18 protein-coding genes are annotated in these 20,565 nt (G+C 66.3%); 14 read left to right on the top strand and 4 right to left on the bottom strand.

Annotated features, from left to right (window positions below; genetic code table 11):
* Positions 1-111: 111 nt before the first annotated feature.
* The gene (locus ACIIOY_RS23610) at positions 112-1,155 is read right to left on the bottom strand and encodes a LacI family transcriptional regulator (RefSeq protein WP_411037115.1); all 1,044 of its coding nucleotides are present in this window, start codon (positions 1,153-1,155) and stop codon (positions 112-114) included.
* Positions 1,156-1,568: 413 nt separating this feature from the next.
* Here ACIIOY_RS23610 and ACIIOY_RS23605 point away from each other — a divergent pair, with 413 nt between their 5' ends.
* The 9 genes from ACIIOY_RS23605 to ACIIOY_RS23565 all read left to right on the top strand — a co-directional run bounded on the left by ACIIOY_RS23605 (position 1,569) and on the right by ACIIOY_RS23565 (position 13,360).
* Positions 1,569-2,804: an ABC transporter substrate-binding protein gene (locus ACIIOY_RS23605; RefSeq protein ID WP_411037114.1), complete on the top strand. Its 1,236-nt coding sequence runs from the start codon at positions 1,569-1,571 to the stop codon at positions 2,802-2,804.
* 103 nt (positions 2,805-2,907) lie between these two features.
* On the top strand, positions 2,908-3,810 hold the full coding sequence (locus ACIIOY_RS23600; protein WP_411037113.1) for a carbohydrate ABC transporter permease: 903 nt from the start codon (positions 2,908-2,910) through the stop codon (positions 3,808-3,810).
* A 103-nt stretch (positions 3,811-3,913) separates the two neighbouring features.
* Positions 3,914-4,741: a carbohydrate ABC transporter permease gene (locus ACIIOY_RS23595; RefSeq protein ID WP_411037121.1), complete on the top strand. Its 828-nt coding sequence runs from the start codon at positions 3,914-3,916 to the stop codon at positions 4,739-4,741.
* Positions 4,742-4,744: 3 nt separating this feature from the next.
* Positions 4,745-5,833, top strand: a complete 1,089-nt coding sequence (locus ACIIOY_RS23590) for an ABC transporter ATP-binding protein (RefSeq protein ID WP_411037112.1) — start codon at positions 4,745-4,747, stop codon at positions 5,831-5,833.
* Between the two features lie 207 nt (positions 5,834-6,040).
* Complete coding sequence (locus ACIIOY_RS23585; protein WP_411037111.1) at positions 6,041-8,500, top strand: beta-mannosidase; 2,460 nt, start codon at positions 6,041-6,043, stop codon at positions 8,498-8,500.
* 15 nt (positions 8,501-8,515) lie between these two features.
* Positions 8,516-9,277 (top strand): sugar phosphate isomerase/epimerase family protein, encoded by a 762-nt coding sequence (locus ACIIOY_RS23580; protein WP_411037110.1) that lies wholly within the window; start codon positions 8,516-8,518, stop codon positions 9,275-9,277.
* 12 nt (positions 9,278-9,289) lie between these two features.
* Positions 9,290-10,423, top strand: coding sequence for a Gfo/Idh/MocA family protein (locus ACIIOY_RS23575; RefSeq protein WP_411037109.1), 1,134 nt, complete (start codon positions 9,290-9,292; stop codon positions 10,421-10,423).
* Positions 10,424-10,636: 213 nt separating this feature from the next.
* Positions 10,637-11,668 carry an L-glyceraldehyde 3-phosphate reductase gene (gene mgrA / locus ACIIOY_RS23570; RefSeq protein WP_411037108.1) on the top strand — a complete coding sequence of 344 codons (1,032 nt, stop codon included), beginning with the start codon at positions 10,637-10,639 and terminating at the stop codon, positions 11,666-11,668.
* An 81-nt stretch (positions 11,669-11,749) separates the two neighbouring features.
* Positions 11,750-13,360 (top strand): glycoside hydrolase family 43 protein, encoded by a 1,611-nt coding sequence (locus tag ACIIOY_RS23565; protein ID WP_411037107.1) that lies wholly within the window; start codon positions 11,750-11,752, stop codon positions 13,358-13,360.
* Here the strand turns inward: ACIIOY_RS23565 and zigA are convergent, their stop codons facing one another.
* Positions 13,361-14,566, bottom strand: coding sequence for a zinc metallochaperone GTPase ZigA (zigA, locus tag ACIIOY_RS23560; protein ID WP_411037106.1), 1,206 nt, complete (start codon positions 14,564-14,566; stop codon positions 13,361-13,363).
* 229 nt (positions 14,567-14,795) lie between these two features.
* The gene (znuA, locus tag ACIIOY_RS23555) at positions 14,796-15,839 is read right to left on the bottom strand and encodes a zinc ABC transporter substrate-binding protein ZnuA (protein WP_411037105.1); all 1,044 of its coding nucleotides are present in this window, start codon (positions 15,837-15,839) and stop codon (positions 14,796-14,798) included.
* 100 nt (positions 15,840-15,939) lie between these two features.
* Between znuA and ACIIOY_RS23550 the strand changes: the two genes are divergently transcribed.
* From ACIIOY_RS23550 to ACIIOY_RS23540, 3 genes are read left to right on the top strand one after another with little or no spacing between them, the layout of a single operon-like run.
* On the top strand, positions 15,940-16,884 hold the full coding sequence (locus ACIIOY_RS23550; protein ID WP_411037104.1) for an ATP-binding cassette domain-containing protein: 945 nt from the start codon (positions 15,940-15,942) through the stop codon (positions 16,882-16,884).
* The gene (locus ACIIOY_RS23545) at positions 16,877-17,707 is read left to right on the top strand and encodes a metal ABC transporter permease (RefSeq protein WP_411037103.1); all 831 of its coding nucleotides are present in this window, start codon (positions 16,877-16,879) and stop codon (positions 17,705-17,707) included. Before ACIIOY_RS23550 ends, ACIIOY_RS23545 begins: the two co-directional genes overlap by 8 nt.
* Positions 17,708-17,718: 11 nt before the next feature.
* Complete coding sequence (locus ACIIOY_RS23540; protein ID WP_411037120.1) at positions 17,719-18,114, top strand: Fur family transcriptional regulator; 396 nt, start codon at positions 17,719-17,721, stop codon at positions 18,112-18,114.
* 2 nt (positions 18,115-18,116) lie between these two features.
* On the opposite strand, the gene ACIIOY_RS23535 is transcribed toward ACIIOY_RS23540, so the two are convergent.
* Positions 18,117-18,647: a gamma carbonic anhydrase family protein gene (locus tag ACIIOY_RS23535; protein ID WP_411037102.1), complete on the bottom strand. Its 531-nt coding sequence runs from the start codon at positions 18,645-18,647 to the stop codon at positions 18,117-18,119.
* Positions 18,648-18,757: 110 nt separating this feature from the next.
* On the opposite strand from ACIIOY_RS23535, the gene dusA reads away from it, so the two are divergent.
* Both dusA and ACIIOY_RS23525 read left to right on the top strand, forming a co-directional pair.
* A complete protein-coding gene (dusA, locus tag ACIIOY_RS23530) occupies positions 18,758-19,843 on the top strand; it encodes a tRNA dihydrouridine(20/20a) synthase DusA (protein WP_411037101.1) in 1,086 nt (361 codons plus the stop codon).
* Positions 19,844-19,967: 124 nt separating this feature from the next.
* A complete protein-coding gene (locus tag ACIIOY_RS23525) occupies positions 19,968-20,558 on the top strand; it encodes a DnaJ domain-containing protein (protein ID WP_411037119.1) in 591 nt (196 codons plus the stop codon).
* Positions 20,559-20,565 lie beyond the last annotated feature (7 nt).

The following is a 20,565-nucleotide window of genomic DNA, read 5'->3' as shown; positions in this document are numbered from 1 at the left end:
GTCACGATCCTAAACGCCATCGCAAGAACAGACCCAGCCTTCAAACCATAACTCCACGGTTGCTTGACCCGAGGATCGGCATCCGGTGCCGGTCCTGCCGTCTTCCTTCCCTCAAGCCTCTCCCGTCGGGATTGGATAGCTCAGCGTCTGCAATTCTTCCGCGGGACGCCCCTCGATGCGGGCGATGACGGCCTTGGCGAGTTCGCGGCCGGCGAGGCGGATGTCCTCGCGCATCGTCACCACCTCGGGCCGCAGCCATTGCAGGAACATTTGCGGCTCCTTGGAGGCCATGTCGATGTCCTGTCCGAGCTTGCGGCCCTTGGCTTCAAGCGCCGCGATCAGCGCAACGGCGCCGCCGCCGCTGCCGGAGACGATGCCATCGGGCCCGTCCGGCGCATCGAACATCGCCTCGGCCGCCGCGCGGATGTCCGAGAGGCTGTTGTCGAGGTTCACCGCGTTGAACGGCAGCGCGGTCGCGCCGAAATCGCGGATGCCCTTCTCGAAGCCCGCCCGCATGTGCAGGTAGAAGGTGAGGTAGGGCGGCGGCTGGAGCAGGATCAGCCGCCTGCGGCCGCGCTCGACGAGCTTGCGCACCGCCTCGTAGGCGAAGCGTTCGTTGTCGAAGTCGTGATAGGGGTGGACGAGGCCCATCTCCGTCCGGCCGTGCGTGGCGAAGGGGAAGTTGCGCTCCATCATCAGCGCGACGCGGGGGTCCTTGGGTTCGGTGCGCGAGATGATCACGCCGTCGGCCGCTCCCGTCTCCAGCACGTAGCGCACCGGATCGAGCGGATTGCCCTGGGCGCGGTAGGGCGTCACCACGAGATGGTACTGCGTCGAGGCCAGGATCTCCGAGATGCCGACGACCATCGGGCTCGTCAGGCCCATGATCTCCTCCTCCAGGCTGAGGATCAGGCTGATGACGTTGGTCTTGCCGGTGCGCAGGCGCACGCCCGCGCGGTTCGGCTGGTAGCCGATCTGCCGTGCGACGAGGCGCACGCGCTCCTTCGTCTCGCTGCCGATGTCGGGCGCATCCTTGAGAGCACGCGAAACGGTGGTGATCCCGAGGCCGGTCATGAAGGCGATCGTCTTCAGCGTCGGCCGCTCGCTCGAAGGCGGAAGCGCTTCCGCCTGGCCCTCGCTCATCTTCTTGTCCATCGCCTGCCTGCCGCCTCTCCGTATTAGCGTCCGGTTATACATATTTTGATCCCGGTCGCCACCCCTGCTGAGGAGCTGCATAAATCTGTAACGATGCAGCCCTTTTGTCGAGGCGAAATTTCCGAAAATCCGCTCTTTCCCGTGCGCCGGACTCATGCTGCGCCGCAAACTCGCCGTTCGAGAATCTGCGAATGCCGGCCTTCGAGAGGAGTTGGCATTGTTTTTCTTTATCTATATTTATCAATAAATTATTCAAATTCTATGGCTCTCTTGATGGTTTGAAAGCTGTCCGCTCGTCCGTGCAAGCGGCGGTCGTCCAAAAGAAATCGTGCAATTGCGACTGAAGGCCGGTTGCGTGATTAAATCGATTGGACTAAGTTTTTCCGGCAACGTTTCAGTGAGGGAGGAGACTCATGAAAATTCGCTCAATGGCTGCTGTCCTGGCAGCGACCGTGGTCCTGCCGTTCGCCGCAGCCAATGCGACCGATCTGGAGGTGACCCATTGGTGGACGTCCGGCGGGGAGGCCGCGGCCGTCGCCGAGCTGGCAAAAGCATTCGACGCGACGGGCAACAAGTGGATCGACGGCGCCATCGCCGGATCCGGCGGCACGGCCCGTCCGATCATGGTCAGCCGCATCACCGGCGGCGACCCGATGGCCGCCACGCAGTTCAACCATGGCCGCCAGGCCGAGGAACTGGTCGAGTCCGGCCTGATGCGCGACCTGACGGATGTCGCCACGCGCGAGAACTGGAAGGAGATCGTCAAGCCGGCGAGCCTGCTCGACAGCTGCACGATCGACGGAAAGATCTACTGCGCGCCGGTCAACATCCATTCCTGGCAATGGCTGTGGCTGTCCAACGCCGCCTTCGAGCAGGCGGGCGTCGCCGTGCCGAAGAACTGGGACGAGTTCGTCGCCGCGGCGCCGGCGCTGGAGAAGGCCGGCATCATCCCGCTCGCCGTCGGCGGGCAGCCGTGGCAGGCGGCCGGCGCCTTCGACGTCCTGATGGTGGCGATCGCCGGCAAGGACACGTTCCACAAGGTCTTCAAGGACAAGGACGCCGAGGTGGCCGCGGGGCCGGAGATCGCCAAGGTCTTCAAGGCGGCCGACGATGCCCGCCGCATGTCCAAGGGCACGAACGTGCAGGACTGGAACCAGGCCACCAACCTCGTCATAACCGGCAAGGCCGGCGGGCAGATCATGGGCGACTGGGCGCAGGGCGAGTTCGCGCTCGCCGGAAAAGTGGCCGGCAAGGACTATACCTGCCTTCCGGGCCTCGGCGTGAACGAGATCATCTCGACGGGCGGCGACGCCTTCTATTTCCCGCTGCTCGACGACGAGGAGAAGTCCAAGGCGCAGGAGGTGCTGGCCTCCACGCTGCTGGCGCCGACGACGCAGGTCGCCTTCAACCTCAAGAAGGGTTCCCTGCCGGTGCGCGGCGACGTCGACCTTGCCGCCGCCAACGACTGCATGAAGAAGGGCCTCGACATCCTTGCCAAGGGCAACGTGATCGAAGGCACCGACCAGCTGCTTTCGGCCGACAGCCAGAAGCAGAAGGAAGACCTCTTCTCCGAGTTCTTCGCCAATCCCGGCATGACGCCGGAAGACGCGCAGAAGCGTTTCGCCGACATCATCGCTTCGGCGGATTGATCAGCCTTCCGTGACATTGGCCGGCGCATCGCCGCCGGCCGGTTCCGGCGCCCGGAAGAGGAGGGCGCCGTCACCTCTGATCGAGACCAAGGAGGAGTGACCCATGACGGGCCAGGCACACACCGGTCGCCCCAACAGATTGCTGCGCAATCTCAGTTCCAAGATTGCCTCCATTCCCATGATGCTCACCGCCGTCGTCATCTTCCTCGGCGGCACGATTTGGACGGTCGTCTATTCGTTCACCAATTCCAAGCTGCTGCCGCGCGCGAACTTCGTCGGCTTCGAGCAGTACGAGCGCCTGTGGGCGGCGCCGCGCTGGATCGTCTCGATCCAGAATCTCGCCATCTACGGCGTCTTCACGCTGGTCTTCAGCCTCGTGATCGGTTTCGTGCTGGCGGCACTGATGGACCAGAAGATCCGCTTCGAGAACACGTTCCGCACGATCTTCCTCTATCCCTTCGCGCTCTCCTTCATCGTCACCGGCCTCGTCTGGCAATGGATCCTCAATCCGGAATTCGGCGTCCAGTCGGTGGTGCGCTCGCTCGGGTGGGACGGCTTCACCTTCGACCCGCTCTACAATTCCGACATCGTTATCTACGGCGTGCTGATCGCGGGGCTCTGGCAGGGCACGGGCCTCGTCATGTGCCTCCTGCTCGCCGGCCTGCGCGGCATCGACGAGGACATCTGGAAGGCCGCGCGCGTCGACGGCATCCCGATGTGGAAGACCTACCTCTTCATCGTCATCCCCATGATGCGCCCCGTCTTCATCACCACGCTCGTCATCATCGCGAGCGGCATCGTGCGCGTCTACGACCTCGTCGTGGCGCAGACGAGCGGCGGTCCGGGCATCGCCTCCGAGGTGCCGGCGAAATACGTCTACGACTACATGTTCCAGGCGCAGAACCTGGGGCAGGGTTTTGCCGCCTCCACCATGATGCTCGTCACGGTCGCCATCATCATCGTGCCGTGGGCCTATCTCGAATTCGGAGGACGCAAGCGTGCCTGATACCGTCGCCCTCAAAGCCGGCCCCGCGCTCGCCGCCGCCGCCAGGGCCGGCGTCGAGCCCCGCGGCCCGAAGCCCCGCCGCGTGCTCTCCGGCCGCAACATCATGCTCTACAGCACGCTCGTCGTGGCGGCGCTCTACTACCTCCTGCCGCTTTACGTGATGATCGTAACCTCCATCAAGGGCATGCCGGAGATCCGCCTCGGCAACATCTTCTCGCCGCCGCTGGAAATCACCTTTGAGCCCTGGGCCAAGGCCTGGGCGAGCGCCTGCACGGGCCTCAACTGCGACGGCCTTTCGCGCGGCTTCTGGAATTCCGTGCGCATCACCATCCCCTCGACGCTGATCTCGATCCTCGTCGCCTCGGTGAACGGCTATGCGCTCGCCAACTGGAAATTCAAGGGCGCCGACATCTTCTTCACGATCCTCATCGTCGGCGCCTTCATCCCCTACCAGGTGATGATCTACCCGATCGTCATCGTGCTCAGGGAGATGGGCATCTACGGCACGCTCACCGGCCTCGTCATCGTGCACACGATCTTCGGCATGCCCATCCTGACGCTGCTCTTCCGCAACTACTTCACGTCGCTGCCGGAGGAGCTGTTCAAGGCCGCGCGCATCGACGGGGCGGGGTTCTGGCAGATCTATTTCCGCATCATGCTGCCGATGTCGCTGCCGATCTTCGTCGTGGCGATGATCATCCAGATCACCGGCATCTGGAACGACTTCCTCTTCGGCGTCGTCTTCACCCGGCCGGAATACTACCCGATGACCGTGCAGCTCAACAACATCGTCAACTCCGTCCAGGGGGTGAAGGAATACAACGTCAACATGGCCGCGACACTGCTCACCGGCGCGGTTCCGCTCATCGTCTACTTCGTGTCGGGACGGCTCTTCGTCCGCGGCATCGCCGCCGGCGCAGTCAAGGGTTAAGCCATGCAGCATTCCGTATCCATCAGGGATCTTTCTTTGAGCTTCGGCGCGGTCAACGTGCTGGAGAACCTCAACCTCGACATCGGCGACGGCGAGTTCCTCGTCCTCCTCGGCTCGTCCGGCTGCGGCAAGTCGACCCTTCTCAACTGCATCGCCGGCCTCCTCGAGCCGACCGGCGGGCAGATCTTCATCAAGGACAGGAACGTCACCTGGGAGGAGCCCAAGGACCGCGGCATCGGCATGGTGTTCCAGTCCTACGCGCTCTATCCGCAGATGACGGTGGAAAAGAACCTCTCCTTCGGCCTTGAGGTCGCCAGGATGCCGAAGGCCGAAATCGACAAGCGCGTCGCCCGCGCCGCCGAAATCCTGCAGATCGGCCCGCTTCTGAAGCGCAAGCCCTCCGAGCTTTCCGGCGGCCAGCGCCAGCGCGTGGCGATCGGCCGGGCGCTGGTGCGCGACGTCGACGTGTTCCTGTTCGACGAGCCGCTCTCCAATCTCGACGCGAAACTCCGCTCGGAGCTGCGCGTGGAGATCAAGCGGCTGCACCAGTCGCTGAAGAACACGATGATCTACGTCACCCACGACCAGATCGAGGCGCTGACGCTCGCCGACCGCATCGCCATCATGAAGAGCGGCGTCATCCAGCAGCTTGCCGATCCGAACACGATCTACAACGTGCCGAAGAACATGTTCGTCGCCGGCTTCATCGGCTCGCCGTCGATGAATTTCTTGCGCGGTGAGATCGCGGAGCGGGGCGGCCGGCCGGTCTTCGTCACGAACGGCGTGGACTTCTCGCTCGAAGGCTACAAGGCCGGCGAGGCGCTGCCGCCGGGCCGCAAGGTCGTGCTCGGCGTGCGGCCGGAGCATGTGAAGGTCAACGAGGAGGTGCCGGGCGCCGAGACCCACCAGGCGACGGTCGACATCGAGGAGCCGATGGGCGCCGACAACCTCCTCTGGCTGAAGCACGCCGGCCATACCCTTTCCGTCCGCGTCGGCGGTTCGCGGCGCTTCGCGCCTGGCACGGCGGTGCGCCTCGCCTTCGACATGGGCCTCGCCTCGCTGTTCGATGCGGGGACGGAGGAGCGGATCTAGGGTGGCAGGCATGGCGACTACCCCCCTCTGCCCAGCCGGGCATCTCCCCCTCAAGGGGGGAGACCGGATGGAGCAACGTTTCGCCCATCGTGGACGTTGCGGTTTGAGTGCCGTCTTTTCATCCTGCCAATCTCTCCGCGTGAGGGGGAGATGGCCGGCAGGCCAGAGGGGGGTGGCTCCCCGCATACACGCCTCAGAGATATTCGAATGACCCAGACCTCCGACACCACCGCCATCGACCTTTCCGGCACCTGGACCCTCACCAGCACGGACGCGGCGCACACCGCGCCGATGCGCGTGCCCGGCGACGTGCACAGCGCGCTTCTCGACGCCGGCCTCATCCCCGATCCCTATGCCGGCCGCAACGAGCGGGACGTGCAATGGGTGGCGCGGAAGGACTGGGCGATCGAGCGCAGGTTCGAGGTCGCGCCCGAGATGCTGGAGGGCAGCTGGTATCTCGACATCGCGAGCATCGATACGGTCGCCTCCGTCTATGTGAACGGCGTGCTGGTCGAGGACACCGACAATTGCTTCCGCCGCTACCGGCCCGACGTCACCGATGCGCTGAAGGCCGGCGAGAACACGATCAGGGTGCTGATCCATTCCGCCATCGCGGCCGGGGCCCTGCGGCAGGCCGAGCAGCCGTTCTTCATTCCCTGGTCCACCGGCAACTCGCCGATCCCGAACGGCAACATGCTGCGAAAGCCGCAATGCCATTTCGGCTGGGACTGGAACATCGCCATCGCGCCGCTCGGCATCTACGGCGAGATCGTCCTGCGCAAGCTGGACGTGGCGCGCATCGAGCATGTCACGACCCGGCAGTTCCACCATGCGGACGGCGCGGTCGATCTCTACGTCACCGCCGTTTTCCACGCGCAGGAGCCCGGCATCCTGCCGGTGCATTTCGCGCTCGGCGAGGAGCGGGTGCGGCTCGACATCGGCGTCAAGGCCGGCGAGACGCAGCTCACGCACATGTTCCGCATCGAGAAACCCGCGCTCTGGTGGCCGGCCGGCCATGGCGAGCAGGCGATCTATGCCGTGCGGGTCGAAACGCCCTCCGAGACGGTCGTGCGCCGCTTCGGCCTCAGGCAGGTCGAGCTCGTCACCGACAGGGACGAGGCGGGCAGCCGCTTCGCGCTGAAAATCAACGGCCGCGAGATCTTCTGCCGCGGCGCCAACTGGATACCCGCCGACGCGCTGCCCTCGCGCATCCGTCCGGCCGGCGTGCGCGACCTCCTGCAATCGGCCGTCGACGCCAACATGAACATGATCCGCGTGTGGGGCGGCGGCTTCTACGAGCCGGACTGGTTCTACGACCTTTGCGACGAGCTCGGCCTTATGGTCTGGCAGGACTTCATGTTCGCCTGCAACCTCTATCCCTCGACCGTCGAGTTCCTGGACAACGTCGCCGCCGAGGTGGACTACCAGGTGAGGCGCCTCGCCTCGCATCCCTCCATCGTGCTGTGGTGCGGCGACAACGAGCTGGTCGGCGCGCTGACATGGTTCGAGGAAAGCCGCAAGGACCGCGACCGCTATCTCGTCTCCTACGACCGCCTCAACCGCACCATCGAGGTGGCGGTGAAGAAGGCCGCGCCCGGCGCGGTCTGGTGGCCCTCCAGCCCGGCCTCCGGCTATCTCGACTTCGGCGACGCCTGGCATGCGGACGGCTCCGGCGACATGCACTACTGGTCCGTCTGGCACGAGAACAAGTCGTTCGACAATTACCGCACGGTGCGCCCGCGCTTCTGCTCGGAATTCGGCTTCCAGTCCTATACGTCCATGCCGGTCATGAGGACCTTCGCCGAGCGCAAGGACATGAACATCGCCTCGCCGGTGATGGAGAGCCACCAGAAGAACGCCGGCGGCAACGAGCGCATCGCCGGGACGATGTTCCGCTATTTCCGCTTTCCGAAGGATTTTGCCAGCTTCGTCTATCTCAGCCAGATCCAGCAGGGCCTCGCCATCCGCACGGCCGTCGAATACTGGCGCTCGCTGAAGCCCCATTGCATGGGCACGCTCTACTGGCAGCTCAACGACACCTGGCCCGTCGCCTCCTGGTCGAGCCTCGACTACGGCGGCAGCTGGAAGGCCATGCACTACATGGTGCGCCGCTTCTACCAGCCCGTCGCGGTCGCCGCCATCCCCTCCAAGGACGGCGAGACCATCGGCTTTTCCGTCGTCAACGACACGGCGCAGGAGGTCGGGGTGAAGCTTCAGACCTGGCTCGTCTCGCTTTCCGGCGAGCGCCGGCCCTATCGCAGCGTCGAGGGGCGATGCGGGCCGGACAGGGCGGAGATGCTGTTCTCCGTCTTTTCCGCCGACCTGCCGGAGGACACGCTGCTCTTCTGGTCCTTCGAAGCCTCGAACGGCATGCGGGGCGAGGGACACCACGTCTCGGTCAACTACAAGGCGCTCGACCTCGAAGCCTCCGGCCTCAGGCTCGACGTTTCGCAGCGCGAGAACGGCAGCTTCGCGGTTACCGCCTCGGCGACCGGCCTTGCGCTGCACGTCATGATCGAGGCGGACGTCGCCGGCCGCTGGTCGGACAATGCCTTCGACCTCACGGCCGGCGAGCGCCGCACCGTCGTCTTCACGCCCGCGGAAAGCGGCGCGGTCCCAGAATTCCGCTGGCTCGACCTTCATTCCTGCCAGACGCAAACCGAATAGCACGAGGAGACATCCATGCAGACAGTCAGCTTCCAGCTCTACAGCGCCCGCAATTTCCAGCCCTTCGCCGAGGTGTTCCGCATCCTCGCCGATGCCGGCTACAAGCAGGTCGAAGGATACGGCGCGCTTTATGCCTCGCTCGACGACGCGGCCATCCAGCAGGTGAAGGCCGATCTCGACGCGAACGGCCTTGCCATGCCGACCGCCCATTTCGGCCTCGACATGCTGGAGGCCGAGCCCGACCGCGTGCTGGCCATCTGCCGCACGCTCGGCATCGAGGCGGTCTATTGCCCCTATCTCCTGCCGGAGGACCGCCCGGCGGACGCCGCCGGCTGGCGCGCCTTCGGCGAACGCCTGCAAGAGGCGGGCGCACCGATCCGTGCGGCGGGCCTCACCTTCGGCTGGCACAACCACGATTTCGAGTTCTTCGCGCTGCCGGACGGCACCGTGCCGCTGGACCACATCTTCGCCGGCGGGCCGGACCTTGCCTGGGAGGCGGATATCGCCTGGATCATCCGCGGCGGAGCCGATCCCTTCGCGTGGATCCGGAAATACGGCGGGCGCATCACCGCCGTGCATGTCAAGGACATCGCGCCGGCGGGCGAGAATGCGGACGAGGACGGCTGGGCCGATGTCGGCCACGGCACCGTTCCATGGGCCGACCTCGCCAAGGCGCTCGCCGGTTCGCCGGTCAGGCATTTCATCGTCGAGCATGACAATCCGAAGGACATCACCCGGCTTGCCACCCGCTCCATCGCGACCATCAAGGCATTCTGAGGACGAAAAGACATGAGCAAGGAATACGGAGTCGGCATCATCGGCTGCGGCAATATCTCGGGCGCCTATTTCAAGCTGATTCCGATCTTCAGGAACCTGAAGGTCGTCGCCTGCGCCGACATCAACCCCGCCGCATCCCAGGCGCGCTCGGAGGAATTCGGCGTCCCGGCTGAGGAGATCGACGCGCTGCTCGCCAACCCGGCGGTCGATGTCGTCGTGAACCTGACGGTGCCGGAGGCGCACTATCCGGTCTCCAAGAGGGCGCTGGAGGCCGGAAAGCACGTCTATTCGGAAAAGCCCTTCGTGCTGACGCTCGAGCAGGGCGAGGACCTGCGCCGCATCGCCGACGCCAAGGGCCTGAAGGTCGGCTCGGCGCCGGATACCTATCTCGGCGGATCGCACCAGTTCGTGCGCCACCTGATCGACAGCGGCAAGGTGGGCAAGATCATGTCCGGCACGGCGCATGTACTCGGGCCGGGCATGGAGAGCTGGCACCCGAACCCGGACTTCTTCTTCGCGCCGGGCGGCGGGCCGGTCCTCGACATGGGGCCGTACTACGTCAACAACCTCGTCAACCTCGTGGGCCCGGTGAAGCGCGTCGTGGCGCTCGCCAACCGGGCGCGCGAGGAACGGGTGATCGGCAACGGCCCGCGCATGGGCGAGAAGGTGCCGGTGGTCGTCGCGACGAACATCCATGCGATCCTCGAATTTGCGAGCGGCGCGCAGGTGGCGCTGATGGCGAGCTGGGACGTCTGGGCGCACCGCCACCAGAACATGGAGCTCTACGGCACGGACGGCGCGGTCTTCGTGCCGGACCCGAACTTCTTCGGCGGCAAGGTCGAGGTCGCCGGCAACGACCGGGAGCCGAAGGAGGTGGAGGTCTGGGACCATCCGCTGACCGCCCACAACTACGAATTCACCTGGGGCATGCAGGCGAACTACCGCGGCATCGGCCTTGCCGACATGATGGAGGCGGTGACGGCCGGCCGCGACCACCGCTGCTCGCTCGACCGCTCGCTGCACACGATCGACGTGCTGACGGCGATCCTGCGTTCGGCGGAGGAGGGCAGGGCGATCGACATCGTGACGACCTGCACCCAGCCGGAAGCGCTCGGGATCGAGGAGGCGCGGTCGCTGCTCAGGTGAGTGCCCCTCATCCGGCCTGCCGGCCACTTTCTCCCCGCAGGCGGGGAGAAGGGATTTGCCGCGCCGACTTCCCCGACCGATGACCATGCGTGAGGCAAGTCCCCTCTCCCCGCTTGCGGGGAGAGGGCTAGGGTGAGGGGCGAATGCCTCTTGTGACGACAGGTGCGGGAGCGCTATGCAGGCGTGACCCACATTCGGACAAAGGAAGACACCATGGCCTGGCAGCCGGCGGAAAACCGTTACGACACGATGACCTACAACCGGGTGGGACGCTCCGGCCTGAAGCTGCCGGCGGTCTCGCTGGGCCTCTGGCACAATTTCGGCGACGACACGCCGCACGAGCGCAAGGTCGACATGTGCCGCACGGCCTTCGACCTCGGCATCACCCATTTCGATCTCGCCAACAATTACGGCCCGCCGCCGGGCACGGCGGAGATCGCCTTCGGCGAGATCCTGCGCACGGATTTCAAGAATCTGCGCGACGAGCTGATCATCTCCTCCAAGGCGGGCTACGACATGTGGCCGGGTCCCTATGGGGAATGGGGCAGCCGCAAGTACCTCATCGCCTCCTGCGACCAGAGCCTCAAGCGCATGGGCCTCGACTATGTCGACATCTTCTATTCCCACCGCTTCGACCCGGACACGCCGCTGGAGGAGACCTGCGGCGCGCTCGACCATATCGTACGCTCCGGCCGCGCGCTCTATGTCGGCATCTCCTCCTACAATTCGCAGCGCACCCGCGAGGCGGCCGCGATCCTGAAGGACCTCGGCACGCCCTGCCTCATCCACCAGCCGAGCTATTCCATGCTCAACCGCTGGATCGAGGACGACGGCCTCGTCGATACGCTGGAGGAGCTCGGCATCGGCTCCATCGTCTTCTCGCCGCTGGCGCAGGGCATGCTGACCACGAAATATCTCGGCGGCATTCCGGGTGACAGCCGGGCGGCGCTGAACCACTTCCTCAAGAAGGACTTCATCCGCCCCGAGATCATCGACAACATCCGCAAGCTCAACGGCATCGCCGAGCGGCGCGGCCAGACGCTGGCGCAGATGGCGATCGCCTGGGCGCTGCGCGGCGGGCGCATCACCTCCGCGCTGATCGGCGCCAGCCGCTCCTCGCAGATCGTCGATTGCGTCAAGGCGCTGGAAAAGCCCCATTTCACGGCCGAGGAACTGGCCGAGATCGATGTCTATGCCAAGGAGGCCGACATCAACCTGTGGGCCAGTTCCGCCGAACGCGGCTGACGCCGGGCCGCCCGGGCGAAGGTTCGGGCGGCTTCTTTCGAGCATTTTCTGACGTACGTGCGTCATATCCGGGAGGAACCGATGATCCGCAACCCGATCCTGCCGGGCTTCAACCCGGACCCCTCGATCTGCCGGGTGGGCGAGGACTACTACATCGCCACATCCACCTTCGAATGGTATCCGGGCGTGCAGATCCACCACTCGCGCGACCTCGTGAACTGGCGGCTGGTCAAGCGGCCGCTGGAGCGCAGGAGCCAGCTCGACATGCGCGGCAATCCCGACAGCTGCGGCGTCTGGGCGCCCTGCCTTTCCCATGCCGACGGGCTGTTCTGGCTTGTCTATACCGACGTCAAGCGCTTCGACGGCGCCTTCAAGGACGCGCACAACTACATCGTCACGGCGCCGGCCATCGAGGGGGAATGGTCCGATCCAGTCTACGTCAATTCCTCCGGCTTCGATCCCTCGCTGTTCCACGACGAGGACGGGCGGAAATGGTTCCTCAACATGCAGTGGAACCACCGTCCGGAAAGCCACAGCGGCGCCGCACACAACGCCTTCGACGGCATCCTGCTGCAGGAATGGGACCCGGCGACGAAACGGCTGGTCGGCCCGGTGAAGAACATCTTTTCGGGCAGCAGGCAGGGCCTGGTGGAAGGGCCGCATCTCTTCAAGCGGGGCGGCTGGTACTATCTTACCACGGCGGAGGGCGGCACCGGCTACGACCATGCGGTGACGATGGCGCGCGCCAGGACGGTCGACGGGCCGTACGAGATGCACCCGGACATCCACCTGATCACCGCGAAGGACCATCCGGACGCGCCGCTCCAGCGGGCGGGGCACGGGCAATATGTCGAGACGCCGGACGGCGGGGCCTACCACACCCATCTGTGCGGCCGCCCGCTGCCGCCGCGGCGCCGCTGCACGCTGGGGCGCGAAACGGCGCTCCAGAAATGCACCTGGCGCGAGGACGGCTGGCTCTACCTGGAGCATGGCTCGCCGGTGCCGGCGGTGGAGGTGCCCGCGCCGGACGGTGCGGCGGGCGTCGGCAAACCGGGCAGCGTTTCCCACGATTTCTCCGAAGGGACGTTGCCCGCCGACTTCCAGTGGCTGCGCACGCCGGAGCCGGAGCGCATCTTCTCGCTCTGCGCACGGCCGGGCCATCTCAGGCTTTTCGGCCGGGAAAGCATCGGCAGCTGGTTCGAGCAGGCGCTGGTGGCGCGCCGGCAGGAGCATCACGCCTTCCGCGCCGAGACGGTGATCGAGGCCGCGCCCGAGGTCTACCAGCAGGTCGCGGGGCTGACGCACTACTACAACCGCTACAAGTTCCACGCGCTCGGGCTGACGATGCACGAGACGCTCGGCCGCGTGCTGACCATCCTGTCCTGCCCGGGCGACTATCCGGACGGAAGCCTCACCTTCCCGGCCGGCAGCGGCGTTACGGTCGGCGAGGGGCCCCTGGAGCTTGCGGCGGAGGTGCGCGGCAACGATCTCCGGTTCTTCTGGCGTCCGGCCGGCGCCGATGCCTGGCAGGCGATCGGCCCGGTGCTGGATGCCGGCGTCGTTTCCGACGAGGGCGGGCGGGGAGAGCATGGCTCCTTCACCGGCGCCTTCGTCGGCATGTTCGCCTTCGATATTACCGGACGGGCGGCGCCCGCGGATTTCGCGCGGTTCGCCTATACCGGCCTTGCCTGATCAGCCGGCCTGGCGGACCCACAGCGGAAAGGGGTCCGGCAGGTTCGCCCAGCGCGCCGGCTCGAACGATTCCGCCGCCAGCAGGCAGGCATCGAGCCGGCGGCGGATCCCGGCTTCATCCATCGGGTCCGCACCGATGAAGACGAGTTCCTGCCGCCGGTCGCCCCAGACGGGATCGCAAGCGCGCGCGATGGCGTCGAGCGCGGCCTTGTCCGCGGGCCAGTGCTGGCGCGGCACGGACGCCCACCAAAGGCCGAGCCGGCCGCTCCTGACGAGCGCGCCCGCCTGGCTCATCTCGCCGACATGGTGCGGGCGGGTGGCGAGCCAGAAGAAGCCCTTGGCGCGGATGACGCCCGGCCAGCTCTCGTCGAGGAAAGCCTTGAAGCGGGCCGGATGGAAGGGTTTGCGCGCACGGTAGACGAAGGAGCGGATGCCGTATTCCTCCGTTTCCGGCACATGGTCCTTGAAGCCGTACAGCTCCTTGAACCAAAGCGGATGCTCGCTCGCCTTGTCGAAGTCGAAACGGCCGGTGCCGAGGATGTCGGAAAGCTCGACGCGGCCGAAATCCGTCTCGATCACGCGGGCCGAGGCATTGAGGCCGCCGACGATCTGGCGGGCAGCGAGGAGGTCGGCGGGGCGGGCGGCGCCGGCCTTGTTGAGCACCACCACGTCGGCGAACTCGATCTGCTCGACCAGCAGCTCCACCAGCGTGCGCGTATCGCCTTCGCCGGCCGTCTCGCCGCGCTCTGCGAGGAAATCCTGCGAGCCGTAGTCCTTCAGCAGGTTCGCCGCATCGACCACCGTCACCATCGTGTCGAGACGGGCGACATCCGACAGGCTGAAGCCGTTCTCGTCGCGGAAGTCGAAGGTGGTGGCGACGGGCAGCGGCTCGGAAATGCCGCTCGATTCGATCAGCAGGTAGTCGAAGCGGTTCATCTCCGCGAGGCGCCGCACCTCGTTGAGGAGGTCGTCGCGCAGCGTGCAACAGATGCAGCCGTTCGTCATCTCGACGAGCTGCTCGTCCGTGCGTGAGAGATCCGCCACGCCGTCGCGGATGAGCGCGGCGTCGATGTTGACCTCGCTCATGTCGTTGACGATCACGGCGACGCGCAGGCCGCTGCGATTGTTGAGCACATGGTTCAGAAGCGTCGTCTTGCCGGCGCCGAGGAAGCCGGAGAGGACGGTCACGGGGAGGCGGTTGTCCATGGTCATTTCCTTAATGTTATATCATTACATTTTTTCGTCCGAAAAAGGCGGGATGGTCCCGCCTCGGAATGCCGGCAAAGTCCGCCCAGCCCTCCTTCGTCACGGTCGGCCCTCGGGGCAAGCCCGAGGGTGACGCGTGCTTGGCGCAAGGTCCGTCAACCCGTTGAGGCGGGATGACCTCGCCTGTGTTCGATGCTGCTGCCGTAGCCCGGCCCGCGCCGCCGTGCCCTCAGCTGCCGCCGCCGAGGCAATCGCGCAGCGACGTGGCGATGCCCTTCATCAGGGTGAAATAGAGGTCCGGGCCGGGCTCCAGCGTCGCCGCCTCCGGATCGAGCGTGCCGGATTTCGCGTCGGTGCCCTCGATCACCACGTTGATGAGCTTCGGCTCGAACTGCGGTTCGGCGAAGACGCAGGTCGCGCCGAGGGTCTTCACCTTCTCGCGGATCTCGTTCAGGCGCTCGGCGCCGGGCAGGTTTTCCGGGCTGACGGTGATGGAGCCGGCGGCCTGGACGCCGTAGTGATGCTCGAAATACTGGTAGGCGTCGTGGAAGACGATGAAGGGCTTCTCCTTCACCGGTGCGACGGTCTCGGCGACCTCCTTGTCGAGCGCGGCGAGCTTTTCGTTCAGGCCGGCGAGGTTCCTGTTGTAGGCGTCCGCGTTGGCCGGGTCCTTTTCGGCGAGCACCTTGGCCGCCTGCGCGGCGATGGCGCGGGCATTGTCCGGACTCAGCCACAGGTGCATGTCGAACGCGCCGTGCCCGTGGCCCTCGTGGCCGGCTTCCTCGCCGTGGGCGTGGTCGTGGCCTTCCTCGGCCTTGCCGGCCTGATCATGGCCGTCCTCGTCGTGGGAATGGCCTTCATGAGCATGGTCATGCCCTTCCTCGCCTTCGTGCGTATGCGCCTCGAAGGGGCCGCCCTCGCGGAAGGGCAGCTTTTCGAGGCCGGGCGCGTCCTCCAGCTCGACGACGGTCGCCTTGCTGCCCAGCGTCTCCAGCGGCTTTTCGAGGAAGGCCTCCAGTCCGTGGCCGACCCAGAAGATGACGTCCGCATCCTGCAGCAGCGCGGCATTGGACGGCTTCAGCGAATAGGTGTGCGGCGAGGCGCCGCCCTCCACGATCAGGCCCGGCTCGCCGACGCCCTGCATGACGGCGGCGACGAGCGAATGGATCGGCTTGATCGAAACGACGACGTTCGGCGTTTCGGCCTTGGCGGCAGAGGCGCCGGCGGCAAGGAGCGCGGTGGAGAGGAGGAGGGCGCGAACGGCCTTTTGCATGGGGATCTCCGTCTTGAATGTGAGCGTAATGTTATTACATCAATTGCGTTACGCTATAACGTGTGCCATAGCAGGTGGCAACAGGCTTTCGGAAAAAATGATGCTGCAAACCCCAACCAAGACCGTCCAGCCGCTCGTCTCGCTTGCGGGCGTCGGCGTGCGCCGGCAAGGGCGCTGGCTCGTGCGCGGCGTGGAGTTCTCCATCGCGCCGGGCGAGATCGTCACGCTGATCGGCCCCAACGGCTCGGGCAAGTCGACCACCGCCAAGGCGGCGATCGGCGTCCTGAAGGCCGACGAGGGCAGGGTGGAGCGCAAGGCGGGCCTCAAGGTCGGCTACGTGCCGCAGAAGCTCGCCGTCGACTGGACCATGCCGCTCACCGTCGACCGGCTGATGACGCTGACCGCGCCGCTGAAGGGGGCGGAGATCGACGCGGCGCTGGAAGCGACCGGCATCCGCCATCTCGCCCGCGCGGAGGTGCAGCACCTTTCCGGCGGCGAGTTCCAGCGCGCGCTGCTCGCCCGCGCCATCGCCCGCAAGCCGGACCTCCTGGTGCTCGACGAGCCGGTGCAGGGCGTCGACTTTTCCGGCGAGATCGCGCTCTACGACCTCATCAAGACCATCCGCAACACGACCGGCTGCGGCATCCTCCTCATCTCGCACGACCTGCATGTCGTGATGGCGGAGACGGATACCGTCATCTGCCTCAACGGCCATGTCTGTTGCCGCGGCACGCCGGAAACCGTCAGCCAGAGCCCGGAATACCTGCGGCTCTTCGGCGCGCGGGCCGGCCAGACGCTCGCCTTCTACAGCCATCACCACGACCACACGCATCTGCCGGACGGTCGCGTGCTGCATGCCGACGGCTCGATCACCGACGACTGCCGGCCGGATGACGGGCACCATGGCGACGGCCACCACGACCAGGTGCTGCCGGCCGGCGGCCGGGCGGGACCGATGCGGATCGTGCATGCGCACGGGCCGGACTGCGGCTGCGGCGAGGACCACGGCCCGGCGCCCGCCGGCGGGGAGCGGCGCGATGCTTGACGATTTCTTCACGCGCGCGCTCGTCGCCGGGGTGGGCCTTGCCATCACCGCCGGCCCGCTCGGCTGCTTCGTCGTCTGGCGGCGCATGGCGTATTTCGGCGATACGATGGCCCATTCGGCGCTGCTCGGGGTCGCCCTGTCGCTGCTGATGGACGTCAACCTGCTCCTCAGCGTCTTCATCGTCGCGGCGACGGTCTCGCTGCTGCTGCTCCTCCTCCAGAAGCGCGGCACGCTCTCCACCGACGCGCTGCTCGGCATCCTCTCGCATGCGACGCTGGCGATCGGACTCGTCATGGTCTCCTTCATGACCTGGGTGCGCATCGACCTCGTCGGCTTCCTGTTCGGCGACATCCTCGCCGTCTCGCGCGCCGACGTGGACCTCGTCTGGGGTGGCGGCATCCTGGTCACCTTCGCCATCGTCTGGATGTGGCGGCCGCTGATCGCCTCGACGGTCAACCCGGAGCTGGCGGAGGCCGAGGGCCTGCAGCCGGAACGGGCGCGGCTCGCCTTCATGCTGCTGATGGCGCTCGTCATCGCCATCGCCATGAAGATCGTCGGCATCCTGCTGATCACCTCGCTCTTGATCATCCCCGCCGCCACCGCGCGGCGCTTTTCCACGAGCCCGGAGATCATGGCGGTGCTCGCCTCGCTCATCGGGGCGCTGGCCGTCGTCGGCGGGCTCTTCGGTTCCTTGAAATTCGACACGCCTTCCGGTCCCTCGATCGTGGTTGCAGCGCTCGGGCTCTTCATTCTAAGCCTGCTGACGCGGCCGAGGACGGGCGGAGCGGAACATTCGGCGGCAAGCCAGGGAGGCCGGGCATGACCACACATTCCGTGACCACGCAGCAATTGACCCGCAACCAGGGCCTCGTCTTCGACGTGCTCTCGCATGCCGACGGCCCGCTCAGCGCCTACTCGATCCTCGACAAGCTGCGCGACAGCGGGTTCCGCGCGCCGCTCCAGGTCTACCGGGCGCTCGACAAGCTCCTGGAATTCGGCCTCGTGCACCGGCTGGAAAGCATCAACGCGTTCGTGGCCTGCGCCCATCCGGAGGACGGCTGCCACGCGCACGGCCTTACGGCATTCACGATCTGCGAGACCTGCGGCCAGGTCACCGAGTTCCACGACCACGTGATCGAGGAGCGGCTGAAGAACTTTGCCCGCGACCGCAACTTCAAGACCGGCAAGACGACGATCGAGATCCGCGGCACCTGCGCGGGATGCGCCTGACCTCAGCCGATCGGCTTCAGCCCCTTGCGGAAGCGCTGCCAGTTGCGCACGTAGCTTTCGGCGGATCTCTTCAGGCCCTCGACGGCCTCCGCGTCCAGCGTGCGGATCGCCTTGGCGGGCGAGCCGACGATCAGGGAATTGTCGGGGAAGACCTTGCCCTCCGTCACAAGCGCACCCGCGCCGACGAGGCAATTGCTTCCGATCACCGCCCCGTTCAGCACCGTCGCCCCCATGCCGATCAGCGAATTGTTGCCGATGGTGCAGCCATGGACGATGGCGCCGTGGCCGATCGTGCATCCCTCGCCGATGATGACCGGCTTGCCGGGATCGGTATGCACGACGACGCCCTCCTGGATGTTGGTGCGCGCGCCGACGATGATCGGCTCGTTGTCGCCGCGCAGCGTCGCGCCGAACCAGATGCCGACATCCTCGCCGAGGATGACCTTGCCGATGACATTGGCGTCGGGCGCCACCCAGTAGCGGTCCTCGGCGGGAAGGGTGGGCGTGCGGTCGTCGAGGGCATAGAGCGGCATGGGCGTCCTCCGGCGGTTTGATTCCCTGCGAGGCACTCTAGCACCGGCCCGGCGGGGCGGGGAAAGGCCGAGGGTGGTTTTTCCGCCGCGTTTGGAGTAAGAGCCCGGCCATGACGAATGCAGGCACATTCTACCGGCGGGCCCTGGAGACGGGGGCGAAGATCTTCGCCACCGCGCCTATGATCGACTGGTCGGACCGGCACTACCGCGTCTTCGCGCGGCAGCTGACGCGGAACGCGCTGCTCTACACCGAGATGGTCGTCGCCGACGCGATCCTGCGCGGCAACCGCGACCGGCTGTTAGGCTTCGACGCCGTGGAGCATCCGGTCGCCCTCCAGCTCGGCGGCAACGATCCGGGCAAGCTTGCGCAGGCGGCGCGGGTCGGCGAGGGCTTCGGCTATGCCGAGATCAACCTCAATGTCGGCTGCCCTTCGGACCGGGTGCAATCCGGCACCTTCGGCGCCTGCCTGATGCGCGAGCCGGACCTCGTCGCCGATTGCGTGGCGGCGATGAAGGCGGCGGTCGCCATCCCCGTCACCGTCAAGTGCCGCATCGGCGTCGACGACCAGGACCCGGAGGTGGCGCTGCGCAGCCTCGTCTCGCGCGTCTCGGCCGCCGGCGCGGACGCCCTCTGGGTCCATGCTAGGAAAGCCTGGCTGCAGGGCCTGTCGCCGAAGGAGAACCGGGACATCCCCCCGCTCGATTACGGCCTCGTGCGCCGGCTGAAGGCGGAAAACCCGAACCTTTTCATCGGCCTCAACGGCGGGCTTCACACATTGAGCCAGGCTGTTGAGGAGATGGACGGCCTCGATGGTGTCATGCTCGGCAGGGCTGCCTATCAGGATAGCGGCGTTCTGACGGGCGTGGATCATCTTTTTCCGCATCCGCTTCTGGGAGGCCGACCTCTGGGCATTCCCTCCAATCCGCAGGACCTTCCCGCCGCCTATTGGGAGGCGGTGCGCGACGCGATGGCGGCCTATGCGGGCGATGTCATCGCGCGGGGCGGACGGGTGGCGCATGTGACGCGGCACATGGTCGGCCTCTTCCAGGGCTTTCCGGGCGCGCGGCGCTACCGGCAGATCCTTTCGGCCGAGGCGACGAAGCCGGGGGCCGGGCCGGAGGTGATCGAGGCGGCCTTCGCGGCGGTGCTCTCCGCGCGTGCTCCCGCCGAAACCGGGGTCGAGGCGGCGGAATAGCGCTTTCTGTGTATCGGCCTTGGCGTCACCACAATTTCGTCCCCTCGGGGTCGGAAAACGGCGTAAGGAACAGACAGGCAATGCAGAGACATAGACAGGTGGCCGCGTGATCGATCCCTACGCCATGCTCGGAATAGAGCGCGATGCCGACGACAGCGCGGTGAAGGCCGCCTACCGCAAGGCCGCCAAGGGCATGCATCCCGATTCGGGCGGCGACGCCGACCAGTTCGCCCGCCTCCAGGCCTGCTACGACCTCCTGCGCGACCCCGTGCGGCGAAAAGTCTTCGACGACACCGGCTTCGACCCGCAGCTCGCCGACCCGCGCGACCTCAAGGGGCTGATGCTGCTCGAACCGCTCGTCAACGACGTCATCCTCGACGAGCGCGAGCCCGGCAGCTTCGATCCGCTCGCCGCTATGCGGCGAAAACTCTCCGACGACATCGTCAAGAGCCGCTTCCACATCCTGGAGCTCGAACGCCACCGCAACCGCGTGCGCCAGCATATCGACCGGCTCGGCCGCAAGTCCGGCACGGACTTTTTGGGCTCCATGCTGCGCGCCCGCTCGCAGTCGATCACCGAGGCGATCCGCAACGCGGAGGGCCAGATCCAGGCCATAGAGCAGGCCTACGCCATGCTGGAAGGCTATTCCTACGAGCTCGCCGCACCGCCGGATCCGGTGCGGATGGAAGAGGTGAAGGGCGAGGCGGCGGAGTAGGGCGCCT

This window comes from Shinella agrisoli (genome assembly GCF_046557955.1).
Lineage (GTDB): Bacteria > Pseudomonadota > Alphaproteobacteria > Rhizobiales > Rhizobiaceae > Shinella.
Note: the sequence above shows the minus strand (reverse complement) of the source record. Positions and strands in the feature narration are given on the sequence as shown.